This window comes from Devosia rhodophyticola, assembly GCF_028816475.1.
Lineage (GTDB): Bacteria > Pseudomonadota > Alphaproteobacteria > Rhizobiales > Devosiaceae > Devosia > Devosia rhodophyticola.
Map to the genome: position 1 here is coordinate 2,772,767 of NZ_CP118247.1, position 17,413 is coordinate 2,790,179.

Here is a 17,413-nt window from a genome sequence, read left to right on the forward strand (position 1 = left end):
GTTGATGCGAAAGCCGCAGTTTTTCGAATGTAGTTCGGCAAATTAGCGGAATGGCGCAATGACATTGCAACTCGACGCAGTAGACCGCAAACTTTTGCGAGCGCTGCAACAGGATAGTCGAAAGAGCGTGCAGCAGCTTGGGGATATTGCAGGCCTATCAGCCTCGGCCTGCCATCGTCGCCTCAAGGCGCTGGAGGAACATGGCATTGTAGCGGGGTATCAGGCCGTTCTCAATGCATCGGCGCTCGGCCTCTCGATGCAGTTTTTTATCGAGGTGGGACTGACCAGCCAAAGCGAGGCGGTACTTGAGGCGTTTGAGGCGGCGGTACTCGACATTCCCGAAGTGCTCGAATGTCACCTGATGGCGGGGCAATCGGATTATATCCTGCGGGTGATCTGTCGCGACCACGAGGATTTCGAGCGATTGCATCGTCGCTTGAGCGCCCGGCTACCTGGGGTGGCGCGGGTTCATTCCAACATGAGCATTCGAACTGTCAAGGCGCGCTCGGGGCTGCCGCTTTAACTGTGGCGCTGGTGATGGCGTCAATTTGACTTGCCGAACGCGACGAGCTGGCGACAATGGCGTCAAAAGACGGTTGGTGACTATGGAAAAGCAAATCGTAGGTGGTGGGCCAAAGAAGGTTCTCTATACGCTCCAGACAGTGGGCAAAATGGGTTTGGGCAAGGCGGCCAAGGCGCTGACCTCGAAAAACACCTGTAAGGCCTGCGCCTATGGCATGGGCGGCCAGCGCGGCGGGATGACCAATGAACTCGATGAATTTCCATCGGTTTGCAACAAGTCCGTGCAGGCGCAATCGAGCGATGTGCAGGGGGCAATTCCAACCGAGATATTTGATCACGAAATTGCTGATTTGCAGGAGTTGACGGGACGCGAAATCGAGCAGTTGGGCCGTCTCGGCACGCCGCTTTTCAAAGCGGCTGGCGCCAACAAGTTCCGCCCGGTCGACTGGGATTGGGCGCTGGCGCACGCTGCCGAAAAGCTTTCGGCAACTGACCCGGCGCGGAGCTTTTTTTATTCTTCGGGACGGTCATCGAACGAGGCGGGGTTCATTTTTCAGCTGTTGGCGCGGGCCTATGGCACCAACAATGTCAATAATTGCTCGTACTATTGCCACCAGGCCACCAGCGAAGGGCTGGCAACCACGATCGGCAAGGGAACCTCGAGCGTTGAGCTGGAAGATCTGACCGGGACTGACCTGATATTCGTGATCGGGGCAAATCCCTCATCCAATCATCCGCGTTTCATCCATATGCTCAAGAACTGCCGCGAGCGGGGCGGGCAGGTCATTGTTATCAATCCGGCAAAAGAGCCGGGGCTGGTCAAGTTTGCCGTGCCGAAATCACCGCGTTCAATGCTCAAGGGCGGTAGCGAAATTGCCTCGGAATATTTGCAGCCGCGCATCGGGTCGGACATTGCGCTGATGAAGGGACTTGCCAAGGCTGTTCTGGAACAGGGTTCGACGGCGGACGGGTTTATTGCGAGCCATAGCAACGGCTTTGCTGAATTTCGCGCGGATATCGAAGCGCTGGGCTGGGACGAGATCGAGGCCAGTTGTGGTATTTCACGGGCTGAGATCGACCGTATCGCGCGTATTTATGGTGCCGCAGAAAACGCCGTATTTGCCTGGGGCATGGGGATGACGCACCATCTGCATGGCGTTGCCAATGTCGAGGCCATTGCCAATTTGGCGTTGTTGCGCGGCATGGTGGGTAAACGGTTTGCCGGCTTGTTGCCGCTTCGCGGCCATTCCAATGTGCAAGGGATCGGTACGATTGGCGTCAAGCCGGTTTTGGCCAACGAGGTCTTGGCGAAAATGGAGACAGCGTTTGGAATAAAATTTCCGGCGGCCAAAGGCATGGACACCATGGCCTGTCTTGAGGAAGCGGCGCGCGGCGGGATTGACAGCGCGGTCATCATGGGCGGCAATTTATGGGGCGCAACACCCGACCAGGGCTTCGCTACCCGGGCGATGGCCGCAATTGGTTTCAAACTGTTCCTGACCACCACACTCAATCTTGGTCATGTCAATGGATTGGGCGAGGGCGAAGCGCTGATCCTGCCGGTGACGGCACGCGACGAAGAATGGCAACCCACCACGCAGGAATCAATGTTCAACTACGTGCGACTGAGCGACGGCGGTATCAAGCGGGTGGGCAACGTACGCCCGGAAAGCCAGATATTGTGCGATATCGGGGCGCGGATATTGCCCAATGGCCCAATTGATTTTGCGGCGTTCAGCCAGCATCGCAAGGTGCGCGAGGCGATAGCCGCCATTGTGCCGGGCATGGAGCAGCTTGGCGATATAGACGTTGCCAAGAAGGAATTTCATATCCGGTACAGGGTGTTGCATACGCCTGAGTTCGGCACCATCGACGGGCGGGCAAATTTCGTGATCACGCCCCTACCAACAAGTGACACAGGCAAATTAACGCTGGCCACCGTTCGCAGCGAGGGGCAGTTCAACACGATCATTTATGAGGACGCCGACAGCTATCGCGGCGGCGCAGGGCGGGATGCGGTATTTTTGAACCGGCAGGATATGAGTGCATTTGGCGTTGCCGAGGGGCAGCGTATCACAATCACTTCAGGCAGCGGGCGCATGGAAGGGACGGCAACGGCGTTTGATCTGCCGCGTGGCAGCGCCATGGCCTATTATCCCGAGGCCAATGTGCTGGCGGGCAAGGCGGTTGATCCGCGCAGCCGAACGCCGGCCTTCAAGTCAATTGCGGTCACACTGGTGGCTTGAGCCCGACCACAGCCCCGGATGCTGGGGAATTCCCCGGTTGGCGAGAATGGTGCATTGCCCCGTGACCGGGGATGGCCTAGATACGGGACAAATTCAAAACCGCTATTAAGAGGTTCGCAGCCTATGGCTCGCCAGTTTATCTATCATATGAACGGAATGTCCAAAGCCTACGCCGGTGGCAAGAAGGTTCTGGACAACATCAATCTGTCTTTTTACCCCGACGCCAAGATCGGCGTTTTGGGCCCCAACGGCTCGGGTAAATCGACTTTGCTCAAAATCATGGCGGGGATTGATACAGAATTTGGCGGCGAAGCATGGTTGGCGCAGGGCGCCAAGCTTGGCTACCTGGCCCAGGAACCGGATCTTGATCCGGCACTTAACGTGCTGGGCAATGTCATGACGGGCGTCAAGGAAAAGCAGTCCATCCTTGATCGCTACAACGAACTGATGATGAATTATTCGGACGAGACGGCGGACGAAGCCACAAAACTGCAGGATCAGATCGACGCAGAAAATCTGTGGGATCTGGAAAGTCAGGTGGAAGTGGCGATGGAAGCATTGGGTTGCCCACCGGGCGATGCTGATGTGACCAAACTTTCGGGTGGTGAGCGGCGGCGCGTGGCGCTGTGTGCTCTGCTTTTGGCCAAACCGGACCTGCTGCTGCTTGACGAACCGACCAACCATCTGGACGCTGAAACAACCGCCTGGCTGGAACGGCATCTGCGTGAGTTCGATGGCGCTGTCCTAATCATTACCCATGACCGGTACTTCCTTGACAATGTGACCGGCTGGATTCTCGAACTGGATCGCGGGCGCGGTGTTCCATACGAGGGCAATTATTCAGCCTATCTGGCAGCAAAGGCCAAGCGCTTTGCGCAGGAAAAATCGGAAGATGCGGCGCGCGCAAAGGTGTTGGAGCGCGAGCGCGAATGGATGGGGCAAAGCCCGCAGGCACGCCAGTCCAAATCCAAGGCGCGTCTCAAGGCCTATGATGAGCTGGTCAAGCTCAACGATGCCCGTACGCAGTCGACGACGGCCCAGATTATCATTCCGCCCGGCGAACGACTTGGGCAAAATGTTATCGACATCGAGGGGTTGAGCAAATCCTACGGTGATCGGCTGCTGATCGACAATCTCAGCTTCAAGCTGCCACCGGGCGGCATTGTCGGGGTCATTGGTCCCAATGGTGCGGGCAAGACAACGCTGTTCCGCATGCTGACCGGTCAGGAGACGCCAGACGCGGGCGTCGTCACCATCGCTGACACCGTCAAACTGGGATATGTCGACCAAAGTCGAGACACACTCAATCCCAACAAGACTGTGTGGGAAGAGATTTCCGAAGGCGACGAAATTTTGATGCTGGGCAAGCGCGAAATGAACTCGCGGGCCTACACGTCAACGTTCAATTTCAAGGGCGGTGACCAACAGCAAAAGGTCGGAAACCTGTCGGGCGGTCAGCGCAATCGCGTGCATCTAGCCAAAATGCTGAAGTCGGGCTCCAATGTCCTGCTACTTGATGAACCGACCAATGATCTTGATACCGAAACGCTTGCAGCGCTTGAAGAAGCGTTGGAAGAGTTTGCCGGTTGCGCTGTGATCATCAGCCATGATCGCATGTTCCTTGATCGTCTGGCCACGCATATGCTGGCATTTGAAGGCGATAGCCATGTTGAATGGTTCGAAGGCAATTTTGCTGAATATGAAACCGACAAGATCCGCCGGTTGGGCGCTGATGCGGTCAATCCGAAGCGGGCGACCTACAAGCCGCTGACGCGGTAACGAGGCTGACATGGATGAGGTGTTTGGCGTCACTTTCAGTGGCGCGGCGCTGGCGTGTCGGAGCCAGGGCGATGGGCTGCCGATTGTTTTCCTGCACGCTGGCGTCTGTGATAGCCGCATGTGGGCAGATCAAATGGCGGCTGCGACTGCCGAGGGATTTCGCGCCATCGCCTATGACCGGCGCGGGTACGGGGAAACCACGTCGAGCGACGTGTCGTTCAGTCATCTCGACGATCTTGAGGCGGTATTGCGAGCACTCAATATTCATGCAGCCATTCTGGTCGGATGTTCGCTCGGCGGCGGGTTGGCGCTGGATTTCGCGCTTAAGCATCCGGGTCGGGTGATCGGGCTGGTGCTGATGGGAACATCGGTGGCGGGCGCGCCCTATGATTTGCTGGAAAGCGAGCACGGGTTGGAAATGGCGGAAGCGGACGCCGTTGAACGTGGCGATCTGGACATGCTCAATTTGGTGCATGCGCACGAATGGCTTGATGGACCGCGTGCGCAGAACGGTCGCGTTGGCGGGGACGCTCGCAGGCTGTTCCTCGATATGAATGCCAAAGCGCTCAAGGCATCGCCTTTGACACAGGAACAGGCGCGTCCCCCAGCCTATGAACTGGTCGACGTGATCAATGCTCCGACCTTGCTGATTGTTGGCGATCAGGATTTCAACAGCCAGATCCAGCTGCATGAATATCTGTCTGAGGAAATGCCCAACGCCTTTGCGGTTGTGCTGGAAAATGTCGCGCATATTCCGAGTATTGAGCGGCCGGATCTGGTCAATCCGCTACTGGTTGAGTTTCTCGATGCGGTTGTCGGTACTGACGACGACGAAGATGAAGACGAGCAAGCCGAGTAGGGGGCTTCATAAAGTGAATCAATGCCCTGCCACATTGATTCCGGGCAGGGCATCAAGATATTGAGATTAAAGGGTTTTAGACAGCGAGGATGCCGTCGAAATGCTTGTCGAGTTGTGCGGTGGGCATATTGGTCAGGTCCTTGTCCAGCTCGCCGACAATGGCGTGTCGCACGGCCGGGGTTATGGCTTTGCGTATGACACCGAGAGCGATTGGCGACGCAGCGATGACCAGTCGATCGTAAGCGCCCTTGCGCAATTTTTCATCCAGCATGGTGGCCATGGACTTGACGAACTCCGACTCGCGATGCTCGACCGGATCGGTTCGGGGCTGCATGCCACTCTTGCTATCACCGCCCGGTATGGCGCCGCGACCGGGACGATCCGCCATGATATCCTGAGCTTGCAGAGCCGGGATGGCGAAATCCAATCCATCAACCTGTTTTAACCCCTTACCCGGACCGGTATGCTCGAGAACGCGTGCCTGAGCACCGTCGGCGAGCAAAATCCAAGTGATGGTCTTTTTCATTGCAAAGCTCCTTGATTGAGGAAATGTGTCGCCCCAGAAAGGCCAACGCGGAACAAGTGAAAAAAGTTGGTGTTGATTGTGTAGCAATTTCGCCCAAACTTAAAGGCGAATTGACGCAGCGCAGGCGAAGGGACGCCTTAGTCTGGTGTTGAACTTACCAATTGAGAGCCGGTTAATCGAATAATCCGGGCGATGCATTGATAGATTTCGGCGAAAGGCGTTGCCTGTCGCCAAACCAGCGATAGTTGCCGACCAGCGCCCGGCGCTGCCAAAGTTTGTGTCTGAATCCGGGCGCCTGCAGTTTCCTTGCGCAGGGCTATCTGAGGCAGCAGCGTGACGCCCTGTCCGTGCGCGACAAATTCAACGATAGTCGATAGTGAAGTTGCCGCAAAGGTTCGGCCCCCGGCAATGTCATCGAGATTGCAGGCAGCGATTGCCTGGTCGCGAAGACAATGCCCCTCATCGAGGAGCAATATTGTCTCGGGATCAATGCTGGTGAGTTCGACAGGGGCTGTGTGGGGCACGCCGCCGACGGCGGTTGCCAAAACAAACGCATCGATAAAGAGCGATGCACTGGCGAGTGTCGGCCCGGTTGATGGTGGCTCGGTTGCGATAAGCGCCAGATCAACGCTGCCATCGTAAAGACCTGCCAGCAGCGTGTCGGTTCTACTTTCGCTGACCATGAATTTCACCTCTGGCAGTTCGGTGGCAAGAGCAGGGAAAATTTCGGGCAGCAGATATGGCGCGACGGTGGGGATCAGCCCAAAGCGAACAGGGTGCAGGGGGTGCCACTTTGACCGGCTGTAAACGCCTCGAGCGCATCGGCATTGTCGAGAACGCGACGGGCGCGTTCCATGAACTCTCGGCCAAACGGGGTTAGCTGGATGGTACGGCCTAGCCGATCAAACAATGGTGTGCCGCATTGCGCTTCCATTGATTGAATTTGTTGGGATAGTGCCGGTTGGCTGATGTGACACAGCACGGCGGCGCGTCCAAAATGGCCGGTTTCGGCGATGGCGAGCGCGTAGCGAAGCTGCTTGAGTGAGAGTACCATAGGCCTAGCTTATACCATTTAGTAGATCAATCAATTTGCCTAATGGGATTGCATGGGCCAAAAGCTCACCAGCAGATGACTTTCAACGGGAGAATATTATGGTCGACAAGCCAACGATGACCACGAGCGCCGGGGCGCCCGTTTCCGACAACCAAAATTCGCAGACGGCTGGTCCTCGCGGTCCGGTGTTGATGCAGGATTATCACTTGCTGGAGAAGTTGGCACATCAGAACCGCGAACGTATTCCTGAGCGGGTTGTGCATGCCAAGGGGTGGGGGGCGTTTGGCACGGTGACCATTACCCATGACATTTCCAAATATACGCGTGCCAAGGTGTTTGCCGAGGTTGGCAAGAAAACAGACGTGCTGCTGCGGTTTTCCACTGTGGCGGGCGAAATGGGGGCTGCTGACGCCGAGCGCGATGTGCGCGGCTTTGCGCTCAAATTTTACACGGAAGAGGGCAATTGGGATTTGGTGGGTAACAATACCCCCGTATTTTTTGTGCGCGATCCGCTAAAATTCCCCGATTTCATTCATACGCAGAAGCGCCATCCCAAGACCAATCTGCGGTCAAAGACGGCGATGTGGGATTTCTGGAGCCAAAGCCCTGAGTCGCTGCACCAGATCACGACGCTGTTTTCAGACCGGGGTCTGCCCGTCGCGCCGATGTACATGAATGGCTATGGCAGCCACACCTATTCGTTCTGGAACGATGCGGGCGAACGTTATTGGGTCAAATTTCACTTCAAGACGTTGCAGGGGCACAAGACCTATTCCAACGCCGAAGCGGAAAAGGTCATTGGTGCCAGTCGCGAAAGTTATCAGGAAGAACTTTTTGGCGGCATTGAGCGTGGCGAATTTCCAAAGTGGCGGGTCGAAGTACAGATCATGCCGGAAATGGACGCAGACAAAACGTCCTACAATCCGTTCGATCTGACCAAGGTTTGGCCGCACGCCGATTATCCGCAGATCGAGGTGGGTGTGCTTGAGCTTAACCGGAATGCTGAAAATTATTTTGCCGAGATCGAGCAAGCGGCGTTTTCGCCCTCCAACGTGGTGCCGGGAATCGGCCATTCGCCCGACAAAATGCTGCAGGCGCGGATATTTTCTTATGCAGATGCGCACCGCTATCGCCTGGGTACGCATTATGAAGCGTTGCCGGTGAACCAGCCAAAGGTTCCAGTGCGCCACTACCACAAGGATGGGGCGATGCGCTTTATGCCGAATAATCCCACCCCGGACGCCTACTATGAACCCAATTCGGTTGGCGGGCCGGTCGAGGACAATTCGGTGAAAGAGCCTCCGTTGCGCATTGTTGGCGATGCAGATCGCTATAATCACCGGGACGGCAACGACGATTATGGCCAGCCGCGAGCATTGTGGAACCTGTTCGACGATGCTCACAAGCGTCGCCTATATGCCAATTATGCCGCTGCCATGGAGGGGGTGCCCGATGCAATCATTGCACGTCAACTTGCCCATTTCGAGAAAATCCATCCCGACTATGCAGCAGGCGTATCGGCCGCGCGGGCAGAACTGGCTGCAGCTTCTGGTCCGGCTGACTCGATTTCGGACAATGAAAGCGCCAAGGTTTGATAAGATTGCGGGCATCGAAAGGTGCCCGCAATCTTCATTCGAACTGATCCATAAGATCTGGCACGGCCCGGAATTTCGATAAAAATTGAATCAAATCACGTCGCAATTTTTCAATTGATCCCATTTTCCTCCTGTCATGGTGCGCCCAATTAAGCGCCGCATCATGGAGAGCGACGATGAGTGAAATTGTTGAAGGTGAGAAGGCGTTCTCAAGTTTTCGCGTTCTCAATGGGGACGCCGATAGTGGGGAACGGGATCAGCTGTTTCGGAACATGGCACAATTGTTTGCCTATGTGTCGGATCGTTGCGATGATGATCAGGTAGCCCAGTACGACGAAGTGCTTTGTCACTTGGCCGAACTGGTCGAAGTGGAAGCACGGGTGCATGTCGCCAAGCTGTTGGCGCCGCTCGAGCGGGCACCGGGCACTGTGGTGGTCAATCTAGCCAATGACACTTTTGAAGTGGCACGCCCGCTGCTCGAATTTTCCAGTGTCCTTTCCGATGACGATTTGATCGACATTATTGGCAATCGTACCGAGGCACACCGCACGATCATCGCGGGGCGCGACAAGGTGCCGCCACGCGTTGGCGACGCAATTGTTGATCACGGCGGTACCGCGTCCGTGGCATGTCTGGTTCGGAATGCGGCTGCTGAACTGGGCCACCAAACGCTTGAAAAACTATTGGTTCGGGCGACCAAGGATGCTGAAATTGCTACCGACCTTCGGGGACGTCCCGAAATCGACTGGAGCAGCCTGCATGGCAAAATTCGTGTGGCGGCGGACAAGGTGATCGACAATCTTGCCGAGGTGGATGGCAACATCGACCAGGCGGCGGCGAGCAAGGTCAACGCGGTCGTTTACAACCGCCTGCGCAATCGTGCCGGATTCTCGGCCGCTGAGTGGAAAGTTGCCTACAATCAGGTCAAGGCGCTCAGTGATCGTCGGCAGTTGGACCAGAAGGCAATGCTGCGGTTCGTACGCTTTGGTTATGGCCACCACGCGGCTGCGGCGCTGACGGTGACGTTGCGCGTTGGTCCCGAAGTGCTAATCAAATGGTTGGCTATGCAGGATTATGTTGCCATCACCGTTGCATTAAAGGCTCTGGGGCTGCCGCCTGATCTGTTCGAAGGTCTGGTTTCGGTTCTGCCGTGGCGCGATCTGCCCGATGCCGCTGAGCTGCAAATGATCAATGCACGGTATGAAGCGCTAAGCGTTGATGAGGCAAGTGGCATTTTCGAACTTTGGCGGGCCCACGCTTTCCGTAAACGCCAGGTGTCTGAGGAACGCGCCACAGCCTAGGCAAATATCAAGCCACCACGACGCCCGAATTGGTCAAAACCGGTTCGGGCGTCGCTATTTTTGGGTAGAACAACCCCTCGCATTACACTGGACCTTTTTCAACATCAGATATAAAGACATCTTTATATCTTATTTGAGGTCCCGCCGAATGGCAGATCTGACGGCATTGGTGAATATTTTGAAAGCGGCGGGTGAAGACACGCGCTTGCGCTTGTTGGCTTTACTGGCTGAAGGCGATCACACGGTCAAGGATCTGACTGAAATTTTGCGGCAGAGCCAGCCGCGTGTGTCGCGTCATCTTAAATTGCTGGCCGATGCAGGCCTCGTGCAACGCAATGCCGAAGGGGCGTGGGCCTATTATAGTCTTGCCCAGCACGGCGAGGGAGCCGCACTCGGGCGATGGCTGGTTGAACGATTGGACGACGGGCCGGAACGTAAGCTTGATCGCGTGCGTCAGAACGCCGTGCGTGCAGCGCAGCAGGAGCAGGCTGCGGCATTTTTTGCCAAGGTTGCTGGTCACTGGGACGAGTTGCGGCGATTGCACGTACCGGAATCAGCGGTTGAAGAGGCGGTCGCGGATGCATTGGCCGGGCAGGATGTTGATCTGCTGATTGATCTGGGCACGGGTACGGGTCGCATGCTTGAAGTGCTGGCCGACAATTACAAGCGCGGCATCGGCATTGATTCGAGCCGGGAAATGCTGGGTGTAGCGCGGGCCAAACTGACAACCGGTGCCATTGGCAATGCGCAGGTTCGGCTAGGCGATATGACGGCCATGGACGCCTCGGTTGGACCGGCCGATGTATTGGTTCTGCACCAGGTTCTGCATTATTTTGATGATCCGGGCCGCATTCTCGCTCAATCAACGCCGTTACTCAAAGATGACGGGCAGATGCTGATTGTCGATTTTGCACCCCACGAACACGAATTCTTGCGCGTTGAGCAGGCGCACAGGCGGCTGGGACTTTCCACTGAACAGTTGGACGACTGGGCGAAAGCGGTTGGTTTCTCTGTCGATCTGGTGCGCGAATTTCCCAGCGAGAGTGGTGAGCAGGGGCTCACCGTATGTCTATGGCGGCTGACCCGGCCCGCCCAAAGCTTCAATATAGGTAACTGAGAATGTCACAAATTAAAGAGCGGCCCAGCCGATTGTCGGCGCAGGACCGCCCCGAGTTGCAGATTTCCTTCGAATTCTTTCCGCCCAAGACGGATGCGATGGAAGAGAAATTCTGGGACTCGATCAATAAGCTGGCACCGCTCAAGCCACGATTTGTGTCTGTTACCTATGGTGCGGGTGGGTCAACGCGCGAACGCACTTTGCGCATGGTATCGCGCATCACCAGCGATACGGGCGTTGAGGCGGCGGCGCACCTTACCTGTGTCGGGGCGACGCAGGCCGAGGTTGATGATGTCGTGCGTGGCTATCAAAGCGCAGGGGTCAATCGCATTGTTGCGTTGCGGGGCGATCCACCAGAGGGTGTGGGGCAACCGTTTGTCGCCCATCCCGACGGCTATGCCAATGCAGCCGAACTGGTCACCGGTATCCGCAAGCTGGGTGACTTCGATATTTCAGTTGCCGCTTATGTCGAACGACACCCGCAAAGCCCCAACTGGGACGTCGAAATCGACAATCTCAAACGCAAGTTTGACGCTGGGGCAAACCGCGCCATTACGCAGATGTTCTTTGATAATGAGGACTATTTCCGCTTTATGGACCGAGTGCGCGGCGCCGGCATTACCGCCGAAATTGTGCCGGGAATTCAACCAATTCACAGTTTCAAACAGATCGCCAATTTTGCCTCACGGTGCGGCACCAGCATGCCGGCCTGGATTGCGGAGCGATTCGTGGGGCTTGAGGACGATCCCGAGACGCAGGTGCTGGTTGCGGCGGCAGTTGCATCCGAGCAGGTCTTCGAACTCGTGGATGCGGGGGTAACGCGTTTTCATTTTTATACGCTGAACCGATCGAACCTGGTTTTGGCGCTGGCGCGGCTGTTGGGGCGTAGACCCGAATAGGGCGTTCGAGTTGTTCAGATTCGGTTCAGGCGGTTGGCGATAGGCTGGCAAAATGGGCCGATTCATAAAATGGCCATGAATTTCGCCTTGTTTCGGCGCCGGGCAGACCAATGGTTGGAATGAAGCATATGCAGATCAACCGAAAATTCAGCAATGGTATGGCGTGGGCGGGCGTCGTTTTTGTCGTCGGCGTCGTAACCGTGGACCTCGCAACGGGCAATCTGGCTCCGACTGCGGATCGTTTCGTAGCGGCTAGCCCAGTAGTCGCCGAACCTGTCGCTTTGGCCCAAAAATCCACTCAAGTCGCCGAACAACGCCCGGCAAAGGTCGCGCCGCAGCCTGCGGGAATGCGTCCAGCTGCGCCGATCAAAGCGGTCGTTGATCGGTCCGAGGCCACGCAACCTGCGGCTGCCGTTGAAGCGACAAAGGAGCTGTCAATTGATGGCGACGCGGTCGATAAATATCTTGCTAGTGGTAAGGCCCTGCCAGCCTATATCACTGATAGTGCTGTCCCATCCACGACCACCGCATCGACCGGAGCAACAAGCGGGCCTTTTGTGATTGAACCACAGCAGGCGGCTATCAAGCCTGTTCCTGCTGTTACGTCGGTGCCCGAGTCGGCGACGGATGAAATTATTGTCAGTTCCATATCTCAACCCCAAAAGGTTGCACCGATCCCCATGCCCCTTTCGATGCGCCCCAAATCAGTGGCGCCGTTGATCGTTGACGAGGCGGAGGTTGGTTTGCCCCAACACCCGGTTCCGGTTGCCGAAGTTGGATCGCAGGTATTGGGACCTGATGATTTGTCCGAGTGGACATCGGGTTCGCTTTCGGATTTTCTGGCACGGAAACGTTCAGGACAGACGCACACCCGCTACGATGGTGATGGGTTTTTCTTGATCAGGGGCCACAATCCGGCAACGGGGCGCGGGTCATTCGACGGTTGGATGGCGGCGGCTTCTGACGGTTCCATGAACTAATTGTAACGCTGCTGTGCAGAGTTGTAGGTGGACCGGTTGGCCAAGAGTCTATAGTTTGGTGGTTAATTGATGCGGTCACGGACCGCCTAAGGACGGGAGGCTGCCATGACATTTTGCTGTGTGCGCAAGCCCGAAGAAAATTATGACATCTGGCAAAGAATGTCCCGTTTTCTGGGATCGGCTTCGCGGCGAACCGGATTGTTCGGCTCCGTGATCAATATTCTTGACCCCGATACCTGGCTGCCCGGTGGGCGCGATGCAGCTTTTACGCTGTCGCTCATTGCGTTGGCCGCCAAGATGGCGGTGGCGGATGGGGCCGTAACGGCTTCTGAGGTGCGGGCATTCAATGCAACTGTCGAGATTGCTGCCGGACAGGAGCCGCAGGTGGAGCGGCTTTTCAATCTGGCCAAGCAGGATGTGGCTGGGTACGAATATTACGCCCGCAAAATTGGTCGGTTTTTCGCCGATAGTCCCGAAACGCTTGAGCATGTTCTGGACAGCCTGTTTTTCATCGCAACCGCCGACGGCATGGTGCATGAGTCCGAACTTGAGTATCTCAAGTCGATCAGCATGATATTCGGGTTTGACGAGGCGCGGTTTGAACAGATGGCTTCCCAGCATGTGATGCTTGAGGCTGGTGTTGATCCCTATATGGTGCTTGGATTGACGCCCGATGCTGAACCTGCCGAAGTGCGTCGGGTTTATCGACTGCTGGTTGCGGAACATCATCCGGATCGATTGATTGCCCGGGGAGTGCCCGGCGATCTGATTGATGTGGCGACGGCGCGGATGGCGTCAATTAATCGTGCCTATAGTGCGATTATGAAGCCAGCTACACCAAAACTCATTGGTTGAGCTTGCGGTTAGCCCGTTCGCCCTCTAATGGTCCAACGCCAGTTGACCGGGTGACCGCGCTCCAGTGGGTAACTGCTGGAGGGAGGAAAGTCCGGGCTCCATTGAAACACGGTGCCGGGTAACGTCCGGCGGGGGCGACCCCAGGGAAAGTGCCACAGAAAGCAAACCGCTTCGGTTTACCGGAGTAAGGGTGAAAGGGTGCGGTAAGAGCGCACCGCGGGCCGGGCAACCGGACCGGCACGGTAAACCCCACCGGGAGCAAGACCAAATAGGGATGACGCGGGGCTTGCCCCAGCCGGTTTCAAGGCCAGATCATCCGGGTTGGTTGCATAAGGCGTCCTGGTAACAGGCGTCACAGATGAATGGTCGCCACGTATCGCGTTTCGGCGCGGTGCCTTACAGAACCCGGCTTATAGGTCAACTGGCATTTATCGACCGCAGCTGCCCGGCGATTCGACAAATCGTCTATAGGAAACAGAATCTTAAAAGTCATAGGGCAAAGTGCAGGCAGTTCCGCTTGCAGGCGGCTTTGTGTTGAGTGCCGGTCGGCGACCGGAAGTTGGAGTGGCGCCAGATCATGGGCAAGCGTTCGATGCCCGAAGTTCCCCAGACCTCTGGTCCGCATGTGCCCGTTCTATTGGATGAGGTTATTGCGGCATTGTCCCCGCTCGCCGGGAAACGGATTGTCGACGGTACATTCGGCGCTGGGGGCTATTCGCGCGCGCTCTTGGCGGATGGCGCCGAGGTAATCGCAATTGACCGGGATCCCAGCGTCTTGCCGTTTGCAGAGGCGCTGGATCAAGAGTTTCCGGGTCAGTTCTCATTTGTGGCCGGCACATTCTCCGAACTGGACGACCTGTCAGCCGGGCGCGGCAAGATTGACAGCGTGGTCCTCGATATTGGCGTTTCCTCGATGCAGCTTGACGAGGCTGATCGTGGTTTTTCGTTCATGCGCGATGGGCCGCTCGACATGCGCATGGGCGCGATCGGGCAAAGCGCGGCCGATTTGGTCAATACCCTGGAAACAGAGGCGCTGGCCAATCTGCTTTATGCCTTTGGCGAAGAGCGAAAATCGCGCCGGATCGCGCAATTTATCGTTGCAGCGCGCGAGGTCGCTCCAATCGTTACAACACTTGAATTGGCACGAATTATCGAAAAGTCGATCGGGCGCAAGCCTGGCGACGCGCATCCCGCGACGCGCAGTTTTCAGGCGCTGCGAATTGCCGTCAACGCCGAGTTTGATCAGCTGGTTGAAGGTTTGTTTGCTGCGGAGCGTTTATTGGAAGAGGGCGGAACACTTGCCGTGATCAGCTTTCATTCGCTCGAAGACAGGATTGTCAAAAGGTTCTTTGACCCTGCCAAGGGCGGGCCGGCGCAATCGCGACATTTACCGCAAGTCGAGACGGCGGCGAGGCGTTGGGAAAAGATCGCCAAGGCGATCAAGCCGGGCAGCGAAGAATTGGCGCGCAACCCGAGGGCGCGGTCTTCGATACTGCGATCTGGCACGCGCACAGTCGCCGACGCACGGCCAACAAGCTTTGAGGGACTTGGCATGCCGATGGTGCGAGGCACATGATGATGCGCAATCTCAACATTATCCTGATGCTTACCAGTGCGATTGCGCTGGCAGGGGTTTATGGATTGAAGTTCTCCATTGAGGATACGGCCAACGAACGCTCGGCGCTGATTGCCAAGATCAAGAGTCAGGAGGGCGACCTGTCGTTGCTCAAGGCCGATTGGGCGGCGCTAAACCAGCCTGGCCATATTGAGCCCATTGTTCGGCGGCATCAGGAAGCGTTGGGAATTGGGCCGGTGCAGCAGGAGCAATTCGGTACGTTTGCTGATTTGCCGATGCGGCCAGCAGCTCCCGACAACAAGGCGCTCAACGCATTGTTTGAATCCCTGGACGCCGGTGTGGATCCGATTGACGCTATTCTTGAGGGGCTGCAATAATGGCTGCGATCAGCGAAAATTATGCGCCAACGATTGCTCTGGATGGGGCGCGCAAGGTCCGGGGGAATTTAACCCAGGCGCGCATCCGCTGGATGATTTTGGCCGTGCTACTCGGTTTTTCGGTTGTCGGGGGGCGGTTGATTCAGTTGGGAATGGTTGTAACCGATTCAACCATCGAAGGGCAGGCGCGCGACGTGATCACGGCTACGCGGCCGCCAATTCTGGACCGCAATGGGCTGGAAATGGCGGTCGATATCCGGGTGCCGTCGCTATATGCCGAGCCGCGCCGCATTATCGATGTCGATGAGGCAGTGCGCAAGCTGAGGACGGTTCTGCCTGAGTTGGACGCGAATTGGTTGCGCAAGCGGCTGAGCGGGGACCAGGGCTTTGTCTGGGTCGAGCGGGAGCTGTCGCCCAGCCTCGAAGAGCGTGTCATGAGGTTGGGTATTCCCGGCATTGATTTCATCACCGAGAGCAAGCGTTTCTATCCCGGACTTCGGGAAGCCTCTCACGTATTGGGATCAGTGAACGTTGATAACCAGGGCATTTCAGGCATCGAAAAGCACATCGACAACGAAGATGTTGCGCTGCTTCAGGATTTGGGATTGGCGCGCGGCAACGATCTGGCGCCGGTCACCTTGTCCATGGATATGCGGGTGCAGCATGTCCTGTACGACGAGCTTAAAGATGCACTGGTTCGCTACAAGGCCATCGCTTCGGCCGGTGTGATGCTAGACATTTATACCGGGGAAGTGCTGGCGCTGGTTTCCTTGCCGGACTTCGACCCCAACGATCCGAAGTCGGCACTCGAAAAAGGAAGTTTTAATCGGATCACCGCAGGCATCTATGAGCTGGGGTCAACGTTCAAGACCATCACCATGGCAGCAGCGCTTGATAGCGGCAAGGTCAAACTAACTGACCAGTTTGACGCGCGGTATGGCATCAAATTCGGGCGCTATACCATCGACGATTTTCATGGCAAGCATCGGATATTGAGTGTACCTGAGATATTTAAGTACTCGTCAAATATCGGTACCATCCGCGTCATGCAAGCACTTGGCAAAGATAATTTCCGGGCGTTCCTGTCCACATTGGGCTTCGACAAACGAGTGCCGTTTGAGTTGCCCGAGATGCGGACGCCGTCCATTGCCAAGGAATTTTCCGACATTGGTGCGGCGACCGCTTCGTTTGGGCATGGCCTGAGTATCAGTCCGTTGCACATGGCAGTAGCGTTGGCCGCCCTGACCAATGGGGGCAATTACATTGCCCCGACGCTTTATGAACGGAGTCGCGAGGAAGCCGAAAAATCCTACGTTCGGGTCGTGCAGCCACAAACAAGCGACTGGATCCGCTATTTGCTGCGGTTGAATGCCCTGGAAGGATCGGGCCGGCAAATGGACAAGGAAGCAGAGGGTTATCGCGTCGGCGGCAAGACGGGGACGGCAGAAAAGGTTGTCGACGGACGCTACTCCAACAGCAAGGACTTCAACGTCTTTGCCTCTGCATTCCCAATGGATAATCCGCGTTACGCAATGGTTGTCTTAGTAGATGAACCTGAAGCTGAAAATGCGCAAAGCGGGGTCACCGCTGGCTGGAACGCGGGCATGGTGACGGGGCGAATCGTGCAAAGGGTCGCGCCGATGCTGGGTATCACCCCCAATTTCAGCCCGGCGCTCGACGTAGCGACGACGCCATCCTTCCTGCGCTCGAACAATTCCGGAGGATAG

The 17,413-nt window shown here is 56.6% G+C and carries 16 protein-coding genes and 1 other RNA gene; 14 read left to right on the top strand and 3 right to left on the bottom strand.

Annotation, left to right across the window (positions count from 1 at the left end):
* Positions 1-58: 58 nt before the first annotated feature.
* From PSQ90_RS13590 to PSQ90_RS13605, 4 genes are all read left to right on the top strand, one after another.
* Positions 59-523: an Lrp/AsnC family transcriptional regulator gene (locus PSQ90_RS13590; RefSeq protein ID WP_282210829.1), complete on the top strand. Its 465-nt coding sequence runs from the start codon at positions 59-61 to the stop codon at positions 521-523.
* Between the two features lie 82 nt (positions 524-605).
* Positions 606-2,768, top strand: a complete 2,163-nt coding sequence (locus PSQ90_RS13595) for an FdhF/YdeP family oxidoreductase (RefSeq protein ID WP_282210830.1) — start codon at positions 606-608, stop codon at positions 2,766-2,768.
* Positions 2,769-2,891: 123 nt separating this feature from the next.
* On the top strand, positions 2,892-4,547 hold the full coding sequence (gene ettA, locus PSQ90_RS13600) for an energy-dependent translational throttle protein EttA (protein ID WP_282210831.1): 1,656 nt from the start codon (positions 2,892-2,894) through the stop codon (positions 4,545-4,547).
* Between the two features lie 10 nt (positions 4,548-4,557).
* Positions 4,558-5,406, top strand: a complete 849-nt coding sequence (locus PSQ90_RS13605) for an alpha/beta fold hydrolase (protein WP_282210832.1) — start codon at positions 4,558-4,560, stop codon at positions 5,404-5,406.
* 76 nt (positions 5,407-5,482) lie between these two features.
* Here the strand turns inward: PSQ90_RS13605 and PSQ90_RS13610 are convergent, their stop codons facing one another.
* From PSQ90_RS13610 to PSQ90_RS13620, 3 genes are all read right to left on the bottom strand, one after another.
* Positions 5,483-5,932 (bottom strand): host attachment protein, encoded by a 450-nt coding sequence (locus PSQ90_RS13610; protein WP_282210833.1) that lies wholly within the window; start codon positions 5,930-5,932, stop codon positions 5,483-5,485.
* 137 nt (positions 5,933-6,069) lie between these two features.
* The gene (locus tag PSQ90_RS13615) at positions 6,070-6,714 is read right to left on the bottom strand and encodes a LysR substrate-binding domain-containing protein (protein WP_328517549.1); all 645 of its coding nucleotides are present in this window, start codon (positions 6,712-6,714) and stop codon (positions 6,070-6,072) included.
* A complete protein-coding gene (locus PSQ90_RS13620; RefSeq protein WP_282210834.1) occupies positions 6,690-6,986 on the bottom strand; it encodes a LysR family transcriptional regulator in 297 nt (98 codons plus the stop codon). The genes PSQ90_RS13615 and PSQ90_RS13620 overlap by 25 nt, the downstream gene beginning before the upstream one ends.
* 98 nt (positions 6,987-7,084) lie before the next feature.
* On the opposite strand from PSQ90_RS13620, the gene PSQ90_RS13625 reads away from it, so the two are divergent.
* From PSQ90_RS13625 to PSQ90_RS13670, 10 genes are all read left to right on the top strand, one after another.
* Entirely contained in the window at positions 7,085-8,581 is a 1,497-nt protein-coding gene (locus PSQ90_RS13625) for a catalase (RefSeq protein ID WP_282210835.1), read from the top strand.
* 176 nt (positions 8,582-8,757) lie between these two features.
* Entirely contained in the window at positions 8,758-9,882 is a 1,125-nt protein-coding gene (locus PSQ90_RS13630) for a DUF2336 domain-containing protein (protein WP_282210836.1), read from the top strand.
* A gap of 148 nt (positions 9,883-10,030) precedes the next feature.
* Entirely contained in the window at positions 10,031-10,999 is a 969-nt protein-coding gene (locus PSQ90_RS13635) for an ArsR/SmtB family transcription factor (RefSeq protein ID WP_282210837.1), read from the top strand.
* Between the two features lie 2 nt (positions 11,000-11,001).
* On the top strand, positions 11,002-11,898 hold the full coding sequence (gene metF, locus PSQ90_RS13640) for a methylenetetrahydrofolate reductase [NAD(P)H] (RefSeq protein ID WP_282210838.1): 897 nt from the start codon (positions 11,002-11,004) through the stop codon (positions 11,896-11,898).
* A 110-nt stretch (positions 11,899-12,008) separates the two neighbouring features.
* A complete protein-coding gene (locus tag PSQ90_RS13645) occupies positions 12,009-12,878 on the top strand; it encodes a hypothetical protein (RefSeq protein WP_282210839.1) in 870 nt (289 codons plus the stop codon).
* A gap of 105 nt (positions 12,879-12,983) precedes the next feature.
* Positions 12,984-13,733 carry a J domain-containing protein gene (locus PSQ90_RS13650; protein WP_282210840.1) on the top strand — a complete coding sequence of 250 codons (750 nt, stop codon included), beginning with the start codon at positions 12,984-12,986 and terminating at the stop codon, positions 13,731-13,733.
* Positions 13,734-13,771: 38 nt separating this feature from the next.
* Positions 13,772-14,162, top strand: an RNA gene (gene rnpB, locus PSQ90_RS13655) — RNase P RNA component class A.
* A gap of 148 nt (positions 14,163-14,310) precedes the next feature.
* On the top strand, positions 14,311-15,309 hold the full coding sequence (rsmH, locus tag PSQ90_RS13660; RefSeq protein WP_282210841.1) for a 16S rRNA (cytosine(1402)-N(4))-methyltransferase RsmH: 999 nt from the start codon (positions 14,311-14,313) through the stop codon (positions 15,307-15,309).
* The gene (ftsL, locus tag PSQ90_RS13665; protein WP_282210842.1) at positions 15,306-15,686 is read left to right on the top strand and encodes a cell division protein FtsL; all 381 of its coding nucleotides are present in this window, start codon (positions 15,306-15,308) and stop codon (positions 15,684-15,686) included. The genes rsmH and ftsL overlap by 4 nt, the downstream gene beginning before the upstream one ends.
* Positions 15,686-17,413: a peptidoglycan D,D-transpeptidase FtsI family protein gene (locus PSQ90_RS13670; RefSeq protein WP_282210843.1), complete on the top strand. Its 1,728-nt coding sequence runs from the start codon at positions 15,686-15,688 to the stop codon at positions 17,411-17,413. Before ftsL ends, PSQ90_RS13670 begins: the two co-directional genes overlap by 1 nt.

Excerpts from the sequence above, each read along its gene's own strand:
- PSQ90_RS13590 (WP_282210829.1), top strand. The coding sequence starts at position 59 with ATGACATTGCAACTCGACGCAGTAGACCGCAAACTTTTGCGAGCGCTG.
- PSQ90_RS13595 (WP_282210830.1), top strand. The coding sequence starts at position 606 with ATGGAAAAGCAAATCGTAGGTGGTGGGCCAAAGAAGGTTCTCTATACG.
- ettA (WP_282210831.1), top strand. The coding sequence starts at position 2,892 with ATGGCTCGCCAGTTTATCTATCATATGAACGGAATGTCCAAAGCCTAC.
- PSQ90_RS13605 (WP_282210832.1), top strand. The coding sequence starts at position 4,558 with ATGGATGAGGTGTTTGGCGTCACTTTCAGTGGCGCGGCGCTGGCGTGT.
- PSQ90_RS13610 (WP_282210833.1), bottom strand. The coding sequence starts at position 5,932 with ATGAAAAAGACCATCACTTGGATTTTGCTCGCCGACGGTGCTCAGGCA.
- PSQ90_RS13620 (WP_282210834.1), bottom strand. The coding sequence starts at position 6,986 with ATGGTACTCTCACTCAAGCAGCTTCGCTACGCGCTCGCCATCGCCGAA.
- PSQ90_RS13625 (WP_282210835.1), top strand. The coding sequence starts at position 7,085 with ATGGTCGACAAGCCAACGATGACCACGAGCGCCGGGGCGCCCGTTTCC.
- PSQ90_RS13630 (WP_282210836.1), top strand. The coding sequence starts at position 8,758 with ATGAGTGAAATTGTTGAAGGTGAGAAGGCGTTCTCAAGTTTTCGCGTT.
- PSQ90_RS13635 (WP_282210837.1), top strand. The coding sequence starts at position 10,031 with ATGGCAGATCTGACGGCATTGGTGAATATTTTGAAAGCGGCGGGTGAA.
- metF (WP_282210838.1), top strand. The coding sequence starts at position 11,002 with ATGTCACAAATTAAAGAGCGGCCCAGCCGATTGTCGGCGCAGGACCGC.
- PSQ90_RS13645 (WP_282210839.1), top strand. The coding sequence starts at position 12,009 with ATGGTTGGAATGAAGCATATGCAGATCAACCGAAAATTCAGCAATGGT.
- PSQ90_RS13650 (WP_282210840.1), top strand. The coding sequence starts at position 12,984 with ATGACATTTTGCTGTGTGCGCAAGCCCGAAGAAAATTATGACATCTGG.
- rsmH (WP_282210841.1), top strand. The coding sequence starts at position 14,311 with ATGGGCAAGCGTTCGATGCCCGAAGTTCCCCAGACCTCTGGTCCGCAT.
- ftsL (WP_282210842.1), top strand. The coding sequence starts at position 15,306 with ATGATGATGCGCAATCTCAACATTATCCTGATGCTTACCAGTGCGATT.
- PSQ90_RS13670 (WP_282210843.1), top strand. The coding sequence starts at position 15,686 with ATGGCTGCGATCAGCGAAAATTATGCGCCAACGATTGCTCTGGATGGG.